Here is a 17,127-nt window from a genome sequence, read left to right as displayed (position 1 = left end):
GGGTCAAGCCCCGCTCAAGGGTGCGATGGAATAGATGTCGGAGGGCCGCACGAAGAGGTCGAAGGCAAGGCGAAGCGCGACCGCCAACACCAGAAGGGCGAGCAGCGCCCGCAACTGTTCGCCGCGAAGCTTCTGACCGACCCTGGTTCCGTATTGGGCCCCCGCGACGCCGCCCACCATCAGCAGAAAGGCAAGCACCACGTCCACCGTCTGGTTGGCGGTGGCGTGAACGATGGTCGTATAGGCGGCGACGAAGATGATCTGGAACAGCGAGGTTCCAATGACGACGTTGGTCGGCACTTTCAGGAGATAGATCAGCGCCGGTACCATGATGAAGCCGCCGCCGACGCCCATGACCGAGGCAAGGAAACCGATGATCGCACCGATGCCAAGCACCGGAATGACGCTGACGAACAGCTTCGAGGCGCGGAAGCGCATCTTGAGCGGCAGGCGGTGAATCCAGTTGTGCTGTCCGGGCCGGCGCAGGGTGGCCGTCTGGCCGCCGCTGGCCCGGCGGATGGCGCGCACGCTCTCGACCAGCATCAGTCCGCCCACTGCGCCAAGCAAAGCCACGTAGAGCAGCGAAATGATCAGGTCGAGCTGTCCGAGCCTGCGCAGGAGGGCAAAGACATAGATGCCGATCGAGGAGCCCACGATGCCGCCGGCGAGGAGCACGCCGCCGAGCTTGAAATCAAGAGTGCCGCGCTTGATGTGGGCAAGCGCGCCGGAGAATGACGACGCGATCACCTGATTGGCGCCGGTCGCGACTGCGATAGCGGGGGGTATGTTGTAGAAAATGAGCAGCGGGGTGATCAGAAAGCCGCCGCCGACCCCGAACATTCCCGAGAGAAACCCGACCGCCCCGCCCATGGCGAGCAGCACGATCACATTGACGGACATTTCGGCAATCGGGAGATAAATGCCCACCCGGAATACTCAACTCAACATGCGTGGCCAACAGCAGCTAGCGTAAAAACATCCGAAATCTTTGGACGTTCTTGCGCCTACATTACGGCGAAGTCAAACCAACCGCGGATTAAAGTTGAAAAAAGCATCCGACGGCCGAAAGCGGCCGCCGCCCAAGGCTTTGCGCGATGCCTTGCCTACTTTTTCTCGAACAGTGCCTGCACGAACTTTTCGCTGACGTCGCCCGTCGTGTCCAGGCCATGATCCTTCTGGAAGGCCATGATTGCAGACTTCGTCTGTTCACCGATGAGGCCATCTGCGGGACCCGCGCCATAGCCGTTCTCGTTAAGAATATGCTGGATGCTCGCTACAGCCTGCCTGGGGTCGATGCCGGTCGTATTGGCCGCGCTGTCGTCCCAGCTTGCTGGAATGTCGACGGTATTGGCTTCCTGGTCGACCGGCTTGGTTTTCCACAGCTTGGCCTTTGCCTTGGCACGCTCCAACTGCTTCGGTGGAAGGAGCTCAGCAATCTCGTCCCGCTTCGCGGCAGCGTCCTTGTCGCCCCCGGCCGCCACCAGCGCGAACCATTTGTAGGATTCTTCAAGGTCCTTCGTAACGCCGATGCCCTTCGCATGGAGGATGCCGAGATTGAACTGGCTGTCCTGCACGCCCAGTTCGGCCGCTCTCTGAAACCAGCGGACGGCGGATTCATGGTCGGCCATCCCATTGGCTCCCATGGCGAAAAGCACGCCGAGATTGTGCATGGCGTTCGCATTGCCCTGTTCGGCGGCAAGCTGGTACCAGGCTTTGGCTTTCTCGATGTCGCGCTCGACCCCGGTACCCTTTTCGTAAAAATTCCCGATGCGATACTGTGCCGGAGCCAGGCCTGCCTCGGCAGCCCTCTCGTACCATGCGGCCGCCTTCGCCATATCGGTGTCGAAACCTCGCCCGTCGGCATATCGSCTGCCGATCTCGAAGAGTGCTTTCGGGTCACCGGCTTCGGCGGCCTCGCGTAGCGCGGCAGGACCGGCCTCCGCCGGAAGCTCGATCGGTGCAGGCACGACTAAAGCTGCTTCCCTATCTATACCGGGAATAACCTCAGCTTCGGCATCGGCAGCAGGCGCTTCGGCAGCGAGCCTTTCCGATTCCGCGCCAGTGCTCGGAGCAGCAGCCTCATCGGATTCTGCCGGCGAAGCATTTTCGGTTTCCTGGACCGCTTGGGCGGTCTGGCCCTCGGAGGTAGCCAGGACGCCGCTCAGTTGCAGGCCGCCGGTGATGATCGCGGTGCCTGCGACCGTCATCAATGCCATGCCCTTGCGCGGACGCAGGATCCGGCCTAAGCCGAAACGGTTCGGCGTGCCGCGGGCATCCGCCTGCTGTTTCTTCTTCACCGCATCTGCTTCCGCAGCCGCCGCTTGTGCCGCACGCCGCGCCGCGGCGATGAAATCGGACTTCGAGATATCAGGCGGCGCTCGATGCATGTGTGGACCGTTTTCATCGCGCACGCGACGTATGATGGCATTGAGATCGAGAGCGCCGGAAGCGGGCTCCAGCGGCTTGCTCAGGATGGCATCGGTCTCCACTTCCGCGGCAGATTCCGGCCGTTCCACTACCCGTGCAATGGGATCCGACTCCTGCTTCGACATCGGCTTGGACCTGTCTTCGCCGGGCGCGTCCAGGGGATCGAACTCGGCCGCATCGTAATCTCGAAGAACAGTCTCCTCGTTCTTCGGCTCGATCGAAGGCGCGGGTTCGATCGAAAACTTGGCTGCCGGCCTGTCTCCTTGGTCCCTTCCGATGGTGTTCTCGAGCAGGCTCAGCCGGTCGACGATCTTCAGGAGTGTGTCGTGGATTGCTTCGAAGGTCCTCGTATTGCGGTCGTCAGCCCTGCGTGTGAGCTTTTCCAAGACCTTCACTTCTGCCGCGAGTTCGGCTGTGCTGCCGAGGAACGTCCCTTTCAGGGTTTCAATCGTTTCCTGTGCCGCTCTTCGGGCGGCGTCGAAGATCGCGTCGCGATTGCCCGCAATGGAACGTTCGATCTCGTCAAGCCGCGGACCAAGATCATCCAGCTCTGGCAAGCGCAGGGTCGGCTCGGCGAGATGTGCGGAAAGATCGGCGACCTGCGCTTCAAGCCTGCGGATGAGTTCGGCATCCACACCAGCGTCAGGAGGGGAGGAGCCCTGGAGGCGGCGGGAAATATCCTCCAGCCGCCCCTCGAGCGATCGGAAAGGCTCGTCAGCGGGTTGCGCCCTGGCGTCGAGTTTTGCCGTCAATTCGGCGAAACGTGCATCGATGGCGGCAAGAAGGTCCGAATGGGATTCATCAGCGGAATCGCTATGGCCAATCTTTTCGGCTAGCGCATCGACACGCCTTTCCAACTCCCTGAACAGGACCTTTTCCTGATTCAGGAGATCGCCTCCTTGCTGCTCCACCAGAGCGGCAAGCGCAGAGAAACTATCTTCGAACTGACGGAGCAAGGATTCCACGTCGGGTGCGCGGCTCACGGCATCCAGCCTGTCGGCGATCACCATCATCTGCCTGGCCAATTGCTCGACGGCTTTTTCCGGAAGCTCTATCCGTTGCCCGATATGGTCGATACGGTCCGAAAGGTGGTTGAGGCGGTCAGCGATCCCGGCAGAGGATTGGTCCTCGACAAGTTCCTCGATCTGCCGCGCCAGCGACGAGACGCGTGCTTCGATCCGCTCGAAAGGCTCGGGATCCATGCTGTAGGATCGTTCGACCGAGAAAGACGCAGCAATGGCGCGCGAAATCTCGTCGAGACGCTCCTCGATCAGTCGATAGAGATCGGAGGAGTGGCTGTCCGCATGACCGAGCAGATGGTCGAGCGCGATTGCCAGCGCACGCATCTTCTCTTCCAATGAATCCAGCGCCAAGGATTCGGGCAGTTTGCGGATCGCTTCGCCGATCTCTTCAACGCGCAGGCTGAGTGCGTCGATTGCAGGGTCCCATTGAGCGCCGACGGAACGCAGGGTTTCTTCCCGCGCCAAGGCACTCATTTCCGACCGTATCTTTTCGAGTTCGAGCCGCAGCGTCTGGATGCCGCGTTCGTCGCTGCGTTCGGCCAGCGCACCAACCATATCGGCGAGGCGTTCGAATTTCATGCCCAATGCGCTGCTGTCGGAGGCCGAAGCCATGGCCGTATCTGTCCTGCGTATCTCCCCACGCAAGATTTGGAATTCCTCGTGCAGCTCGGCGGCCACGGTCTCCCGCAATTCCTCGCGCAGCACCCTCAGTTCGTCCGTGATCCTGCTGACGGAGGCGTATTGATCTTCCTGCCACCGAGCAGTCCCATTTCGGCGCGCAGAGCTATGCAGCGATTCCCGCGCGGGCGGCACACTCCGCAGCCCCGGCTCGGACTTTGTGCTGTGTTCGGGCAGGGCCGGCCGTTTCCGATTTTCGACTGTACGGTCGAGACGCCGCTCCAGTTCCTCCAGCGTGCGGCTGATCTGTTCGAGGGCAGTAGCGGGTTTGTGCTGCCGGCCAGCATTGAGGCTGTCGAGGTATGACCGTTTGCTGTTCATCGAAACGCCGCTTTCTAGTCGCGAAGGCCGGAAGTATTCGTCATTCTCTCGGGAGAAGCGTTCCGGAATCGTCGCGCTGCGCGTGCGCCAATTCGGAATTTTGATCCCCTCGATCAAAACAACCGTGAGAAACGACAGACAGGATAAACACGGGTGCCGATGAGGCACACCATTTCCTGCACGTGGTAAATACGCGGTTAATTTGCAGGCGATCATGCAGGCAAGGTCCGGCCTTCTCCGAAGCACCTGCGGCTATTTCGCACTTGCAGCAAGAAAGGCCTGGTTTTATATGCGCCGCAAACCGAAGCCCCTATGCGCATCCGCTAGATCGTGCCCAAGTCCCGGAAAAGAATGCGGAGGCGGGGGCGTACTAATATGGTGCCGCCGATTGGCTGGACCGTTTCGGACAGGAAAGCATGACCATGAACATGATCCCGGCCAGCAAGGCGATGGCCAATGCGTCGGCTGTCGCCGACAAGGCTGGCAAGAAAGACAATTACACCCGTATAGGCGAAATGGCCGAGGAATTCGGCGTAACGTTGCGCGCTCTGCGTTTCTACGAGGACAAGGGGCTGATCCAGCCAAAAAGGGAAGGAATCACCCGCCTCTATACGTATCGCGACAAGGCCCGGTTGAAGCTGATTTTGCTTGGCCGACGCGTCGGTTTTTCCCTGCGCGACATAAAGCAGATCATTGATCTCTACGATCCGGCTGGCACCAACATGCGGCAATACAAAGTGGTTCTGGAAAAGTCCCAGCGGCAGCTTGCAAGGCTGGAAAAGCAGCGCGCCGCGATCGCGGATGCCATCGCCGAACTTACGCGCCTGACTGCAGATATGCGCGCGCAGATGGAGGCTCGCGCCACCGCCGCGAAGCGATAATTTCTCATACATACGAGTGAGCTTGAAAAAAGCGAGCCTTCTGGTGCGCTTTTTTATGGTGCAATCTCACGCATAATTGACGTTTACGCACACGTCAAAATTTGCTAGAGCCTTCCCATCTGTTGGCGCCGCTTGCTGCCGGCGCGGTTCTTCTGAATCGGAGGATTTCATGCCGACCTATCGGGCGCCTGTCCGCGACACGATTTTTATCCTCGATGAAGTGCTCGGCTACGAGCGCCATAACAATCTTCCAGGTTTCGCAGATGCTTCTCTCGATGTGGTCGAGGCGGTGCTCGGAGAAGCGGCCAAGCTGGCGGAAAACGTCCTGCAGCCGCTCAATCGCGTGGGCGACATCGAGGGTTGCACCCGGCACGACGACGGCTCCGTGACAACGCCGAAGGGCTTCAAGGAAGCCTATCGGCACTATTGCGAGGGTGGCTGGATGGGACTGGCGGCCCCGACCGAATTCGGCGGCCAGGGTCTGCCCTACACGCTTCATTCCGCTGTCGGCGAATATCTCTCATCTGCCAATATGGCGCTGATGATGTATCCGGGACTGACCCAGGGCGCGGTTGCCGCGATCCTCGCCCATGGGAGTGGCGAGCAGAAACGGACTTGGCTGCCGAAGATGATCGAAGGCACATGGACCGGCACCATGAATCTCACGGAGCCGCATTGCGGCACCGATCTCGGTCTGCTTCGTACCAAGGCTGTTCCTGCTGGCGACGGCTCCTACAGGATCTCGGGGCAGAAAATCTTCATCTCGGCCGGCGAGCATGACCTGTCCGAAAACATCGTCCATCTGGTTCTCGCCCGCCTAGAGGGCGCGCCGGAGGGCGTGAAAGGCATCTCGCTTTTCATCGTGCCGAAGTTCAAGCTCGACGCAAATGGCGATCCGGGCGAGCGTAACGGCGTCTCCTGCGGCTCGATCGAGGAGAAGATGGGCATCCATGGCAATGCCACCTGTGTTCTGAACTATGATGAGGCGACCGGCTATCTGCTTGGGGCCGAGAATGGCGGGCTCAAGGCCATGTTCACCATGATGAACGAAGCCAGGCTCGGGGTCGGCATGCAGGGGCTCTCGCTTTCCGAGGCTGCCTATCAGAACGCTGCCAGCTACGCACGCGAGCGCATCCAGGGGCGTTCGCTTTCCGGCCCCAAGGCGCCGGAGAAGAAGGCGGACCCCATCATCGTTCATCCCGACATCCGCCGTAATCTGATGACGATGCGTGCCTTCAACGAAGCAGGTCGCGCCCTCGTGCTCTGGACGGCGCTGAAGGCCGATATCGCCCATCGTTCCGGAGACGAAAAGGAGCGTCAGGCGGCGGAGGATCATCTTGCCCTGATGACGCCCGTCATCAAGGGCGTGCTGACGGACAAGGGCTTCGAGCATGCCGTGATGGCCCAGCAGGTCTTCGGCGGGCATGGCTATATCGAGGAGCACGGCATGAGCCAGTTCGTGCGAGATGCTCGCATTGCCATGATCTACGAAGGCGCCAACGGCATTCAGGCGCTCGATCTTGTTGGCCGCAAGCTGGCGCTGAACGGCGGTCGCGCAGTGCAGGCCTTCTTCAAGGAGGTCGGGACTTTCTGCGAGGAAAACCGCTCCGACGACAAGATGTCACCCTTCACCAAGGCGTTGAAGAAGGGGCTCAACGATCTTCAGGCGGCAACCATGTGGCTGATGCAGAATGCGATGGCGAAACCTGAAAATGCGGGTGCGGCCTCGAACGACTATATGCATCTCTTCGGTCTTGTCGCGCTGGGCTATATGTGGGCCGAGATGGTAAAGGTTTCGCAGGCCAGACTGGCCGAAGGTGCCAACGGCCTGTCATCCTTCTATGAGAACAAGATCGTGACCGGACGCTTCTTTATGGAGAGGGTGATGCCGGAGACTTCCGCACATCTTGCGCGCATCTCTTCCGGGGCGGATTCCATGATGGCGCTTCCGGCGGAAGCTTTCTGATCCGGTACGCGGCATTTCTGTTCTAACTTGAACAGTTTCTTGATATAGCCGGACTGGAGAGAAGGAGGAACTCTTGGCCACCGATCCCGCATCCGTTCTTTCGCTGCCGAAGCCCGCATGGGCCGGCGATGACGTTGCCATGCTCTATGACATGGCGGTCCGCTTCCTCGAAGCCGAGATTGCGCCGCGCTATGAGGAATTCGAGAAGGCCGAGAAGTTTGACCGGGAGAGTTGGCTGAAGGCCGGCGCGAACGGCCTGCTTTGTGCCTCCATGCCGGAGAAATATGGCGGTTCCGGCGGCACTTATGCGCATGAAAGCGTGATTGCCGAGGCGCTCGGTCATGTCGGCACGGACGGCTTCGGCATCGCGCTGCATAATGCGATCGTTGCGCCCTACATCCTGCATTACGGCTCCGAGGAGCAGAAGCGGAAATGGCTGCCGCGGATGGCGACCGGCGAACTGATCGGCGCCATAGCCATGACCGAGCCCGGCGCTGGCTCCGATCTCCAGGGTGTCAAGACGCGCGCCGAGAAGGACGGCAACCAATATCGGATCAACGGCTCCAAAACCTTCATCACCAACGGCCAGCTCGCCAATCTGATCATCGTCGTCACCAAGACCGACCCGGAGAAGGGCGCCAAGGGCACCTCGCTGATCGTGGTGGAGACGGATGAAGTGGAAGGGTTCGAGCGCGGCCGCAACCTCGACAAGATCGGCCTCAAGTCGAATGACACGTCGGAACTTTTCTTCAACGACGTACGTGTTCCGACTGCCAACCTGCTCGGCTCCGAGGAAGGGCAGGGTTTTGTCCAACTCATGCAGCAATTGCCGCAGGAGCGTCTGCTCATCGGCGCCCAGGCCATTTCCATGATCGAGCGTGCTCTTGCCGTCACCATTGATTATGTCAAGGAACGCAAGGCCTTCGGTAAGCCGATCCTCGACTTCCAGAACACGCAGTTCAAGCTGGCGGAACTCAAGACCGAGGCGACGGTCGGCCGCGTCTTCTACGACAACTGCGTTGCGCGCCACATCGAAAGCGGGCTTGATCCGGTGACGGCATCCATGGCCAAGTATTGGCTGACCGATCTGCAATGCAAGATCGTGGACGAGTGCCTGCAACTGCATGGCGGCTACGGCTATATGAACGAGTATCCGATTGCGCGCATGTATCGCGACGCCCGCGTGCAGAAGATCTATGGCGGGACAAACGAGATCATGAAGCTGCTGATCGCGCGGAGCCTGTAAAAGCCCGAATGGAGATCATTCCTTCGCGACAATATTCAATCCGGCAACGCAGCCCGGAAACCCAAGGAGAAATCTGATGGCTGATGCATATGTCTATGACGCGGTACGCACCCCGCGCGGCCGCGGCAAGAAGGACGGTTCTCTGCACGAGGTGCCGGCCGTTCGCCTCGGTGCCCGTGTGCTGGAGGCCATCCGCGACCGTAATGAACTAGACACCTCGACCGTTGACGACATCATCTTTGGCTGCGTCGATCCGGTTGGCGAGGCCGGGTCAGTGATCCCACGCGCTTCCGCCTTTGAGGCGCGTTACAAGACGGAAGCCCCCGGCATGCAAATCTCGCGCTTCTGCGCTTCGGGCCTCGATGCCATAAACCTCGGAGCCGCCAAGATTGCCGGCGGTTCCGACGACATCGTCATTGCCGGCGGTGTCGAATCGATGTCGCGCGTCGGCATGGGCATGTCAGGCGGCGCATGGTTCATGGATCCGTCCGTGGGTCTTCCTGCCTATTTCGTCCCGCAGGGCGTTTCCGCCGACTTGATAGCCACCAAATACGGCTTCTCCCGCGACGATGTGGACGCCTATGCGGTGGAAAGCCAGAAGCGCGCCGCAAAGGCCTGGCAAAAGGGCTGGTTCAAGGATTCCGTCATCCCGATCAAGGACCAGAATGGCCTTACCATTCTCGACCATGACGAGCACATGCGGCCGTCGACCGACATGCAATCACTGGCCTCACTCAACCCTTCCTTCGTCATGCCGGGCGAGATGGGCGGCTTCGACGCTGTTGCCGTCCAGCGCTATCCGGAGATAGAGGCGGTCAACCACGTCCACCATGCCGGCAACTCCTCCGGCATCGTCGATGGTGCCGCCGCCGTGCTGCTCGGTTCCAAGAAGGGCGGCAAGATGATGGACCTCAAGCCGCGCGCCCGCATCCGTGCCTTCACCAATATCGGCTCGGAGCCCGCGATCATGCTCACTGGTCCCGTCGATGTGACGGAGAAACTCCTGAAGAAGGCCAAGATGAAGCTTTCCGACATCGACCTCTTCGAGCTCAACGAGGCCTTTGCGTCGGTCGTGCTGCGCTACATGCAGGCTTTCGACATTCCGCACGAGAAGATCAACGTGAACGGCGGCGCCATCGCCATGGGCCATCCGCTTGGGGCCACCGGTGCGATGATCTTCGGCACAGTACTGGATGAGTTGGAGCGCCGCGATCTCAACACCGCCCTTGTGACGCTCTGCATCGGTGCCGGCATGGGCACGGCAACGATCATCGAGCGCGTTTGATCGGCCGGAGGAGACAAGAAAATGGTAGCCTACAAGAATTTCACCGTTGAAACCGACGCCGACGGCATTGCGCTCGTCACTTGGGACATGCCGGACAAGTCGATGAATGTCTTCACCGAGGAGGTGATGGACGAGCTTGACAAGATCATCGACCACGTGAGCGCCACCGAGACGATCAAGGGCGCGGTCGTGACGTCGGGCAAGGACAGCTTCTCCGGCGGCGCCGACCTCACCATGCTGCAGCGCATGCTGAAGCTCTTCCACGAGGAAGAAGCCAGGGACCGCGACAAGGCGATCAGGATGCTGTTCGAAGGAGCCGGGCGCATGAGCCAGCTCTTCCGCAAGCTGGAAACCTGCGGCAAGCCCTGGGTATCGGCCATCAACGGCACCTGCATGGGCGGCGCATTTGAGCTCTCGCTTGCCTGCCATGGTCGTGTTGCCGCGGACAGCGACAATGTGAAGATGGCGCTCCCCGAGGTGAAGGTCGGCCTCTTCCCGGGCGCCGGCGGAACGCAGCGTGTGCCGCGTCTTGCCAATACGCAGGAAGCCCTCCAGATGCTGACCTCGGGCCAGAACCTTTCTCCCAGGAAAGCGAAGGCCATGGGGCTGATCCATGAGGTTGCCGAGCCCAAGAAACTGGTCGAAACCGCCAAGAAGATGATCAAGGACGGGCTTAAGCCTGTCGCGCCTTGGGACGAGAAAGGCTTCAAGCTGCCCGGCGGTCCGGTCTATTCGGCAGCCGGCGCCAATCTCTGGCCGCCAGCGATCGCCATCCTGCGTCGTGAGACCTACGGCAATTATCCCGCCGCCACTGCCATCCTCAAATGCGTCTATGAGGGCCTGCTGGTTCCGATCGACACGGCGCTGAGGATCGAGCAACGCTACTTCACCGAAATCTTGCAGACCACGGAAGCGGCGATGATGATCCGCTCGCTCTTCATCTCGCTGCAGGAACTCAACAAGGGTGCCCGTCGTCCGAAAAACGTGCCGGAGGCGAAGTTCAAGAAAATCGGCGTTCTTGGTGCCGGCTTCATGGGCGCAGGCATAGCCTATGTCACGGCGAAGGCCGGCATTCCCGTGGTGCTTCTCGACCGCGACATGCCCTCTGCCGAAAAGGGTAAGGCCCATTCGGCAAGCCTGATGGACGGGCTTATCAAGAAGGGTCGCGCGACCGAGAAGGAGAAGGAAAAGCTGCTCTCGCTCATTACCGCCACGGACGACTATTCCAAGCTCGAAGGTGCGGATCTGGTGATCGAGGCAGTATTCGAGGATTCGGAGGTCAAGAAGGGCGTAACGGAGAAGGCCGAGGCGGTGTTGAAACCTGCCGCGACCTTTGCCTCCAACACCTCGACAATTCCGATCACTTCGCTCGCCAAGAATTCGGCGCGGCCGAAGAATTTCATCGGCATCCACTTCTTCTCGCCGGTCGACAAGATGATGCTGGTCGAGATCATCCTCGGCAAGAAGACCGGCGACAAGGCACTCGCAGTTGCGATGGACTACGTGCGGGCGATCAGGAAGACGCCGATCGTCGTCAACGATACGCGCGGCTTTTACGTCAATCGCTGCGTGCTCCGCTACATGTCGGAAGCCTACCAGATGCTGATCGAGGGCGTGCCCGCGCCGATGATCGAGAATGCCGCCAAGATGGCCGGCATGCCGGTCGGTCCGCTGGCGCTGACCGACGAGACGGCGATCGATCTGGCGCAGAAGATCATGAAGCAGACCATTCGCGATCTCGGCGAAAAGGCCGTCGATCCGGACCAGATGGCTCTCATCAACACCATGGTCGATACCTATGGCAGACATGGGCGGAAGAACGGCAAGGGCTTTTACGACTATCCTGAAAAGCCTGCCAAGAAGCATCTGTGGCCCGGCCTGAAGGACCTTTATCCGCAGCAGAATCCGGACAAGGTCGACGTCGAGGAATTGAAGCAGCGCTTCCTCGTCACCATTGCGCTGGAGGCAGCGCGTGTCATGGAAGAGGGCATCGTCACCGATCCGCGCGAGGCGGATGTCGGCTCGATCCTTGCCTTCGGCTTCGCGCCCTACACGGGTGGTGCGCTCTCTTATATCGACGGCATGGGCGTGGCGAAGTTCAACAAGCTCGCCAGGGCGCTGCACAAGAAATACGGCAAGCAGTTCAAGGCGCCGAAGCTTCTAGCCGACATGGAGAAGGCAGGCGAGACTTTCTACGACCGCTTTGACCCCTATGGCAAAGGAGAGGTGAAGAAAGCGGCGTAGAGTGACCCCTTTGCCCTCCCCCTTATGGGGAGGGTAGGGACGCGGAGAGCGGGGCAGGGTATGTGGGGACTCAGCATCTCCTTTCACCAACCCCATTTCGCATCGTAAGCGATGCTCGCCGACCCTTCCCGCCGGGGTAAAAGCGCACTGCCGGAGCACATCCATGTATGTCTGGGCTCGCCTCGCCAGAATGGCGCTTACCGCCAAGCCCCGCGGTCCCTATCGGATCGGCGACGAAGGTCGGCTGACGTTTCGTTGTCTGCCGACGGATATCGACAGCAACATGCACCTGAACAATGCCCGCTACATGATGCTGGCCGATGTCGGACGGTTAGACATCTTTCTCCGTAGCGGACTCCTGGGGCTGGCACGCAGGAATGGCTGGGGGCCGATGATGGGCGGGCTGCAATCGGTGTATGTGCGCGAAATCCGGCTGTGGCGACGCTTCGATGTCATCTCTACCATCGAGACCTGGGACGGTACGCAGGTGCTTGGCCGACATCGGTTCGTTCTGGAAAACGGAGAGACCGCGGCCATCATCCTGACGACGGCGGGCGTCTATGACCTCCGCAATCGCCGTTTTCTTGAGATAGCCGAAGTCCTCGGGACCCTTGGCGTGGGTGCGCGGCCGCGTGAACCCGATCCGGCCGAACAATCCTTTCTGGCTTCGCATCAGAATTTGCGCAGGCTGGCGAAAACGGTCAAATGATCGGCCCTTTTCTGTAAGCTTGCCCGATTGCTGTCTCCGAAATGGAAAGAGGAGAAGATCCATGCCCGTGACGATCGACTACTATATGACCTCGCTTTCGCCTTTTACCTATCTTGGGCATCAGCCTCTCCGGGCGGTTGTCGAGAAGCATGGAGCACAGCTCAATGTGAAGCCGGTCGACCTCTTCGGCGTCTGGGAAGTTTCCGGTGCCGTGCGGCCGGCGCAAAGGCCGCCTGTGCGCCAGCGATACCGGCTGGTCGAACTGCAGCGCATCGCGGACTATCGAGCCACGCCGATCAATACGAAGCCGAAGCATTGGCCGTGCGACCCGGCGCTGGCGGATCATACGATCATTGCCCTGATCGAAGCAGGCCACAATCCGCTGAACTACATGGAGCGAGTGCTTGCGGGTCTGTGGGCCAATGAGCGCGACATCACCGACGAGGCGACACTGTCAGAGATGCTGGAGGCCGAAGGTGCCGACGCTGCAGCTATTCTGGAGTGCGCGAAGCAACCGGCCATTGCGGCCATACGGGCCCAAAACACCAAGGACGCCATCGCAGCCGATGTGGTCGGCGTACCGGCTTATGTGCTGAACGGCGAGGCTTTCTGGGGACAGGACCGGGTCGAGTATCTGGATCATGCGCTTGCGACCGGCCGCAAGCCATTCATGCCATGAAAGTCTCGACTGTCTCGCTTCTAGACAAGGCTTTCGCGAGGGAATAGAACACATCCAAGGTATTTTTYCCTGCCGGTCGTGCGTGAAGGAGTGGGTGCACCATGCTGTCGCATGAGCAGGTCTGGGCCGCCATCGATGCGCTGGCTGCGCGCTATTCCCTCTCTCCGTCAGGTCTGGCCCGCAAAGCGGGACTGGATTCCACCGCCTTCAACAAATCCAAACGCTGCTCTGCGGATGGCCGGCCGCGCTGGCCGTCGACAGAATCTCTCTCCAAGATCATGGAAGCGACCGGCTCTTCCTTCGAGGAGTTTGTGGCTCTCGTGAAGGCGCAAGCAGGGCCGGGTGGCCTTCCCCGCCACATCAATGCGCCGACGGTTCCGTTGATCGGCTTCGCCCAAGCCGGCGCCGGCGGTTTCTTCGATGATGCCGGCTTTCCTGTTGGCGAAGGATGGGAACATATCGAATTGCCGGCCGGAACTGGCGAAGGGTCCTATGCCCTGCAGGTTCAGGGCGAATCCATGCTGCCGCTTTACCGGGACGGCGATATCCTTATCGTCGAGCCCGGAGCTCCGGTGCGCCGCGGCGACCGCGTCGTCGTCAAGACGACTGGCGGAGAGGTCATGGCCAAGGTTCTCCTCCGGCAGACAACCAGGTCGATCGAGCTCGTCTCCATCAATATCGAGCATCCGAACCGGGTTCTCGAACGGGGGGAGATCGAATGGATCGCCCGCATCGTCTGGGCAAGCCAATAGACGGGCGAACGATGTCGCGCCCATTAGGCACGAACCTGTTCATAATGATGGGCCTGATCGTCTTTGTCATCATGGTGCGTTCGGTCGCGCCTGACAGGACCTCGCCTGGAGAAGAAGCAGTGAATCCCGCTTCTCCTGGCCAAGTCGCACAGAAGGAGCAACGTTCGGCTTCGCATGACGACACCGAGGCCATAGCAGCCGCTCCCGACAGCCAGACCTCTCATGACTCCAGATCGGTCACACCGTCTTTCGGCGATCCGATCGATCCAGAAGCCCTGGAGCGGGTCGAGCCACGCACGCCCCTAAGTCCGATCGCAAGGGCAAAGGAACCGGAAAAACCCGAGTTCACCCGCCTCTTTCGGCCGATCGCGACAGCAGCCGGCTGGATCGAGGCTCAAGGCCACGAAATCGTGATAGCCGGCATCGAGGTCGTCGACGTCTCCCGGGAGTGTCAGTCGCCCCGAGGTGCCTGGCCATGCGGCAGGCAGGCCCGTACGGCATTCCGTTCCTTCTTGCGCGGTCGGGCGCTCGACTGCAAATTGCCGGATGAAGCGCCTGACGGTCCTGTTGCGGCTAGATGCATGCTGGCGGATCAGGACGTGGGCGAATGGCTGGTCGCTAACGGCTGGGCACTGGCCGCCGATACCGGACCTTATGCCGACATCGCCAAGACGGCCCGTGAGCACAAACGCGGCATCTTTGGAGACGGCGACGGGGATCCTTTGCCGTAAAGCCGTTCAGGCGACGAGTTCGCCTTTCAGTGCCTTGTCGATCAGATTCCGGGTCTCGGCAATACCGTAAAGGGCGACGAAGGAACCGAAGCGCGGCCCGCGCTCCTGCCCGATCAGCACCTGATAAAGCATCTGGAAAAAGGCGACCGAGACACCAGGTCCGCCCTGCGGGCTTTGCTTGGAGTGATCCTGGTAGCGTTCGATGCCCCGCGCCACATCCAGGGCGACATTCTGGATTGTCTCGCCATCGGCTCCGGAGGGTAGTTTCCCAAGCTTCTCCGAAAGGCGCTCCAGGGCGGTCCTTTCGACTTCGTCCGGCGCACGGAAGGACTTCGCAGGCTTCACGAAATCCTCGAAATAGCGGATCGCATAGCCGACGAGGCGGTCGAGCTCAGGATGCGTCTCGGCCGTAACGCCCGGAGCATAGCGGGAGATGAAACCCCACAGAACCGCATTCTCGCTCGCATTGGATGCACTGACGAGATTGAGGAGCAATGCGAAGGGGACCGGCAGCACGATATCCGGGGGATTGCCGTCATGTATATGCCAGACGGGATTGGCAAGCCGGCTCTTCCAATCCTGCGCACGATAGGCGGAAAGGAACGTATAGTATTCGTCGACCGCTCTCGGAATAACGTCGAAATAGAGCTTCTTCGCCGTCTTTGGCTTCTGATACATATAGAGCGACAAGCTCTCCGTCGGCGCATAGGTCAGCCATTCGTCAATGGTGAGCCCATTGCCCTTGGACTTCGAAATCTTCTGTCCCTTTTCATCCAGGAAGAGTTCATAGTTGAAGCCCTCCGGCGGGCGCCCGTCGAGCGCACGGCAGATCTGGTTGGCGAGCTTTACGCTGTCGATCAGATCCTTGCCGGACATCTCGTAGTCGACCGACAAAGCGGTCCAGCGCATGGCCCAGTCCGGCTTCCACTGGAGCTTGGCCTGGCCACCCGTCACGGGCGTTTCGAAGCGTTCGCCGCTGTTGGGGTCGCGCCAGACGATGGTGCCGGCATTGATGTTGCGTTCGTCGATCGGCACCTGCATGACAACGCCCGTGCGCGGATGGACCGGCAGAAAAGGCGAATAGGTCTGCGCACGCTCCTCTCGAAGAGAGGGCAGCATGATGGCCATGACCTCGTCATAGCGCTCCAGCATCTTCAGCAGCGTCGCGTCGAACCTGCCGGACTGGTAGTATTCGGTCGAGGAGGCGAACTCGTAGTCAAAGCCGAAAGTGTCGAGGAAGCGCCTCAGCATAGCGTTGTTGTGATGGCCGAAGCTCTCATATTGCTCGAACGGGTCCGGCACCTTGGTGAGCGGCTTGCCGAGGTGCTGCGCCAGAAGCTCCTGGTTCGGAACATTGCCGGGCACCTTCCGCAGCCCGTCCATGTCGTCGGAGAAGCAGAGGATACGGGTTGCTACCTTGTCCTCGGTCAACACGCGGAAGGCATGTCGCACCATCGAGGTGCGGGCCACCTCTCCGAAGGTCCCAATATGCGGAAGGCCAGAGGGTCCGTAACCCGTCTCGAAGAGCACGGTTTCTGGAAAGTCGCGCCCCTTGTAGCGGTCGATGATTTTGCGCGCTTCCTCGAAGGTCCAGGCCTTGCTCTCGGCCGCCGCTTCGAGAATTTCCGGGGTCATTTCGACTGCCTTGTTGCGCATGTTCTTCATTCCGCTTTTCCGGCCGACCTGCTCGGCGGCCCATTGGCGTCAAGCGTCTAAGCGCGCATGCGCCATGCGTCAATCGGAGCGAATGTTTTTCATTGCTAGACGGCATGGCTGCTCCTACCTTGCGTAAGGTTTGGATGACGCAACGGAGAGTTGGATGCCATCACAGACGGTCCATGAAGCCCTGATCCACCTGATGGTCATCATGTCGGCTGCCGACCGTGACATGACGGATTCGGAACTGGCCAGAATAGGCAACATGATCCGCACTCTGCCGGTTTTTCAGGGGTTCGATGAACAGCGGATCATCGAAGTCGCCGGTCAGTGCCAGAAGATATTGCAGGAAGAGGATGGTGTAGAGCGTATCCTGACGACAGCCCGCGAGGTAGTGCCGGAAAAGCTGCATGATACGGCCTATGCACTGGCCGTCGAAGTAGCGGCGGCGGATCGTTACGTGGAGCCGGAGGAACTACGCATGCTGCAGATCATCCGCAATCGCCTGCAGCTCGAGCCGCTCGTGGCGG

Annotated in this window: 13 protein-coding genes; 10 read left to right on the top strand and 3 right to left on the bottom strand. The window is 60.3% G+C overall.

Annotation, left to right across the window (positions count from 1 at the left end; translation table 11 throughout):
- Positions 1-3 precede the first annotated feature (3 nt).
- Positions 4-927, bottom strand: a complete 924-nt coding sequence (locus L598_RS02840) for a sulfite exporter TauE/SafE family protein (protein ID WP_144860115.1) — start codon at positions 925-927, stop codon at positions 4-6.
- Positions 928-1,103: 176 nt separating this feature from the next.
- On the bottom strand, positions 1,104-4,448 hold the full coding sequence (locus tag L598_RS02835) for an SEL1-like repeat protein (RefSeq protein ID WP_144860112.1): 3,345 nt from the start codon (positions 4,446-4,448) through the stop codon (positions 1,104-1,106).
- Between the two features lie 422 nt (positions 4,449-4,870).
- Between L598_RS02835 and L598_RS02830 the strand changes: the two genes are divergently transcribed.
- From L598_RS02830 to L598_RS02790, 9 genes are all read left to right on the top strand, one after another.
- Positions 4,871-5,329, top strand: coding sequence for a MerR family DNA-binding transcriptional regulator (locus L598_RS02830; RefSeq protein ID WP_144860109.1), 459 nt, complete (start codon positions 4,871-4,873; stop codon positions 5,327-5,329).
- Positions 5,330-5,498: 169 nt separating this feature from the next.
- Positions 5,499-7,295: an acyl-CoA dehydrogenase C-terminal domain-containing protein gene (locus L598_RS02825; RefSeq protein WP_144860106.1), complete on the top strand. Its 1,797-nt coding sequence runs from the start codon at positions 5,499-5,501 to the stop codon at positions 7,293-7,295.
- Between the two features lie 139 nt (positions 7,296-7,434).
- Entirely contained in the window at positions 7,435-8,541 is a 1,107-nt protein-coding gene (locus L598_RS02820) for an acyl-CoA dehydrogenase family protein (protein WP_186444913.1), read from the top strand.
- Positions 8,542-8,617: 76 nt separating this feature from the next.
- A complete protein-coding gene (locus tag L598_RS02815) occupies positions 8,618-9,826 on the top strand; it encodes an acetyl-CoA C-acetyltransferase (RefSeq protein WP_144860101.1) in 1,209 nt (402 codons plus the stop codon).
- 21 nt (positions 9,827-9,847) lie between these two features.
- The gene (locus tag L598_RS02810) at positions 9,848-12,070 is read left to right on the top strand and encodes a 3-hydroxyacyl-CoA dehydrogenase NAD-binding domain-containing protein (protein WP_144860098.1); all 2,223 of its coding nucleotides are present in this window, start codon (positions 9,848-9,850) and stop codon (positions 12,068-12,070) included.
- 163 nt (positions 12,071-12,233) lie between these two features.
- The gene (locus tag L598_RS02805) at positions 12,234-12,779 is read left to right on the top strand and encodes a thioesterase family protein (protein WP_144860095.1); all 546 of its coding nucleotides are present in this window, start codon (positions 12,234-12,236) and stop codon (positions 12,777-12,779) included.
- 61 nt (positions 12,780-12,840) lie between these two features.
- Positions 12,841-13,458 carry a 2-hydroxychromene-2-carboxylate isomerase gene (locus L598_RS02800; RefSeq protein ID WP_144860092.1) on the top strand — a complete coding sequence of 206 codons (618 nt, stop codon included), beginning with the start codon at positions 12,841-12,843 and terminating at the stop codon, positions 13,456-13,458.
- A gap of 101 nt (positions 13,459-13,559) precedes the next feature.
- Positions 13,560-14,210: a helix-turn-helix transcriptional regulator gene (locus L598_RS02795; RefSeq protein ID WP_144860089.1), complete on the top strand. Its 651-nt coding sequence runs from the start codon at positions 13,560-13,562 to the stop codon at positions 14,208-14,210.
- An 11-nt stretch (positions 14,211-14,221) separates the two neighbouring features.
- A complete protein-coding gene (locus tag L598_RS02790) occupies positions 14,222-14,941 on the top strand; it encodes a thermonuclease family protein (protein ID WP_144860086.1) in 720 nt (239 codons plus the stop codon).
- 6 nt (positions 14,942-14,947) lie between these two features.
- On the opposite strand, the gene L598_RS02785 is transcribed toward L598_RS02790, so the two are convergent.
- Positions 14,948-16,597: a lysine--tRNA ligase gene (locus L598_RS02785; protein WP_144860178.1), complete on the bottom strand. Its 1,650-nt coding sequence runs from the start codon at positions 16,595-16,597 to the stop codon at positions 14,948-14,950.
- A 163-nt stretch (positions 16,598-16,760) separates the two neighbouring features.
- Between L598_RS02785 and L598_RS02780 the strand changes: the two genes are divergently transcribed.
- A partial coding sequence (locus L598_RS02780) for a tellurite resistance TerB family protein (protein ID WP_144860175.1) occupies positions 16,761-17,127 on the top strand: 367 nt, incomplete at its 3' end.

The sequence above is a fragment of the Mesorhizobium sp. J18 genome, assembly GCF_007829525.1.
In the GTDB taxonomy this organism is placed as follows: Bacteria; Pseudomonadota; Alphaproteobacteria; order Rhizobiales; family Rhizobiaceae; genus VLJP01.
This window is presented reverse-complemented; position numbering and strand designations above follow the sequence as displayed.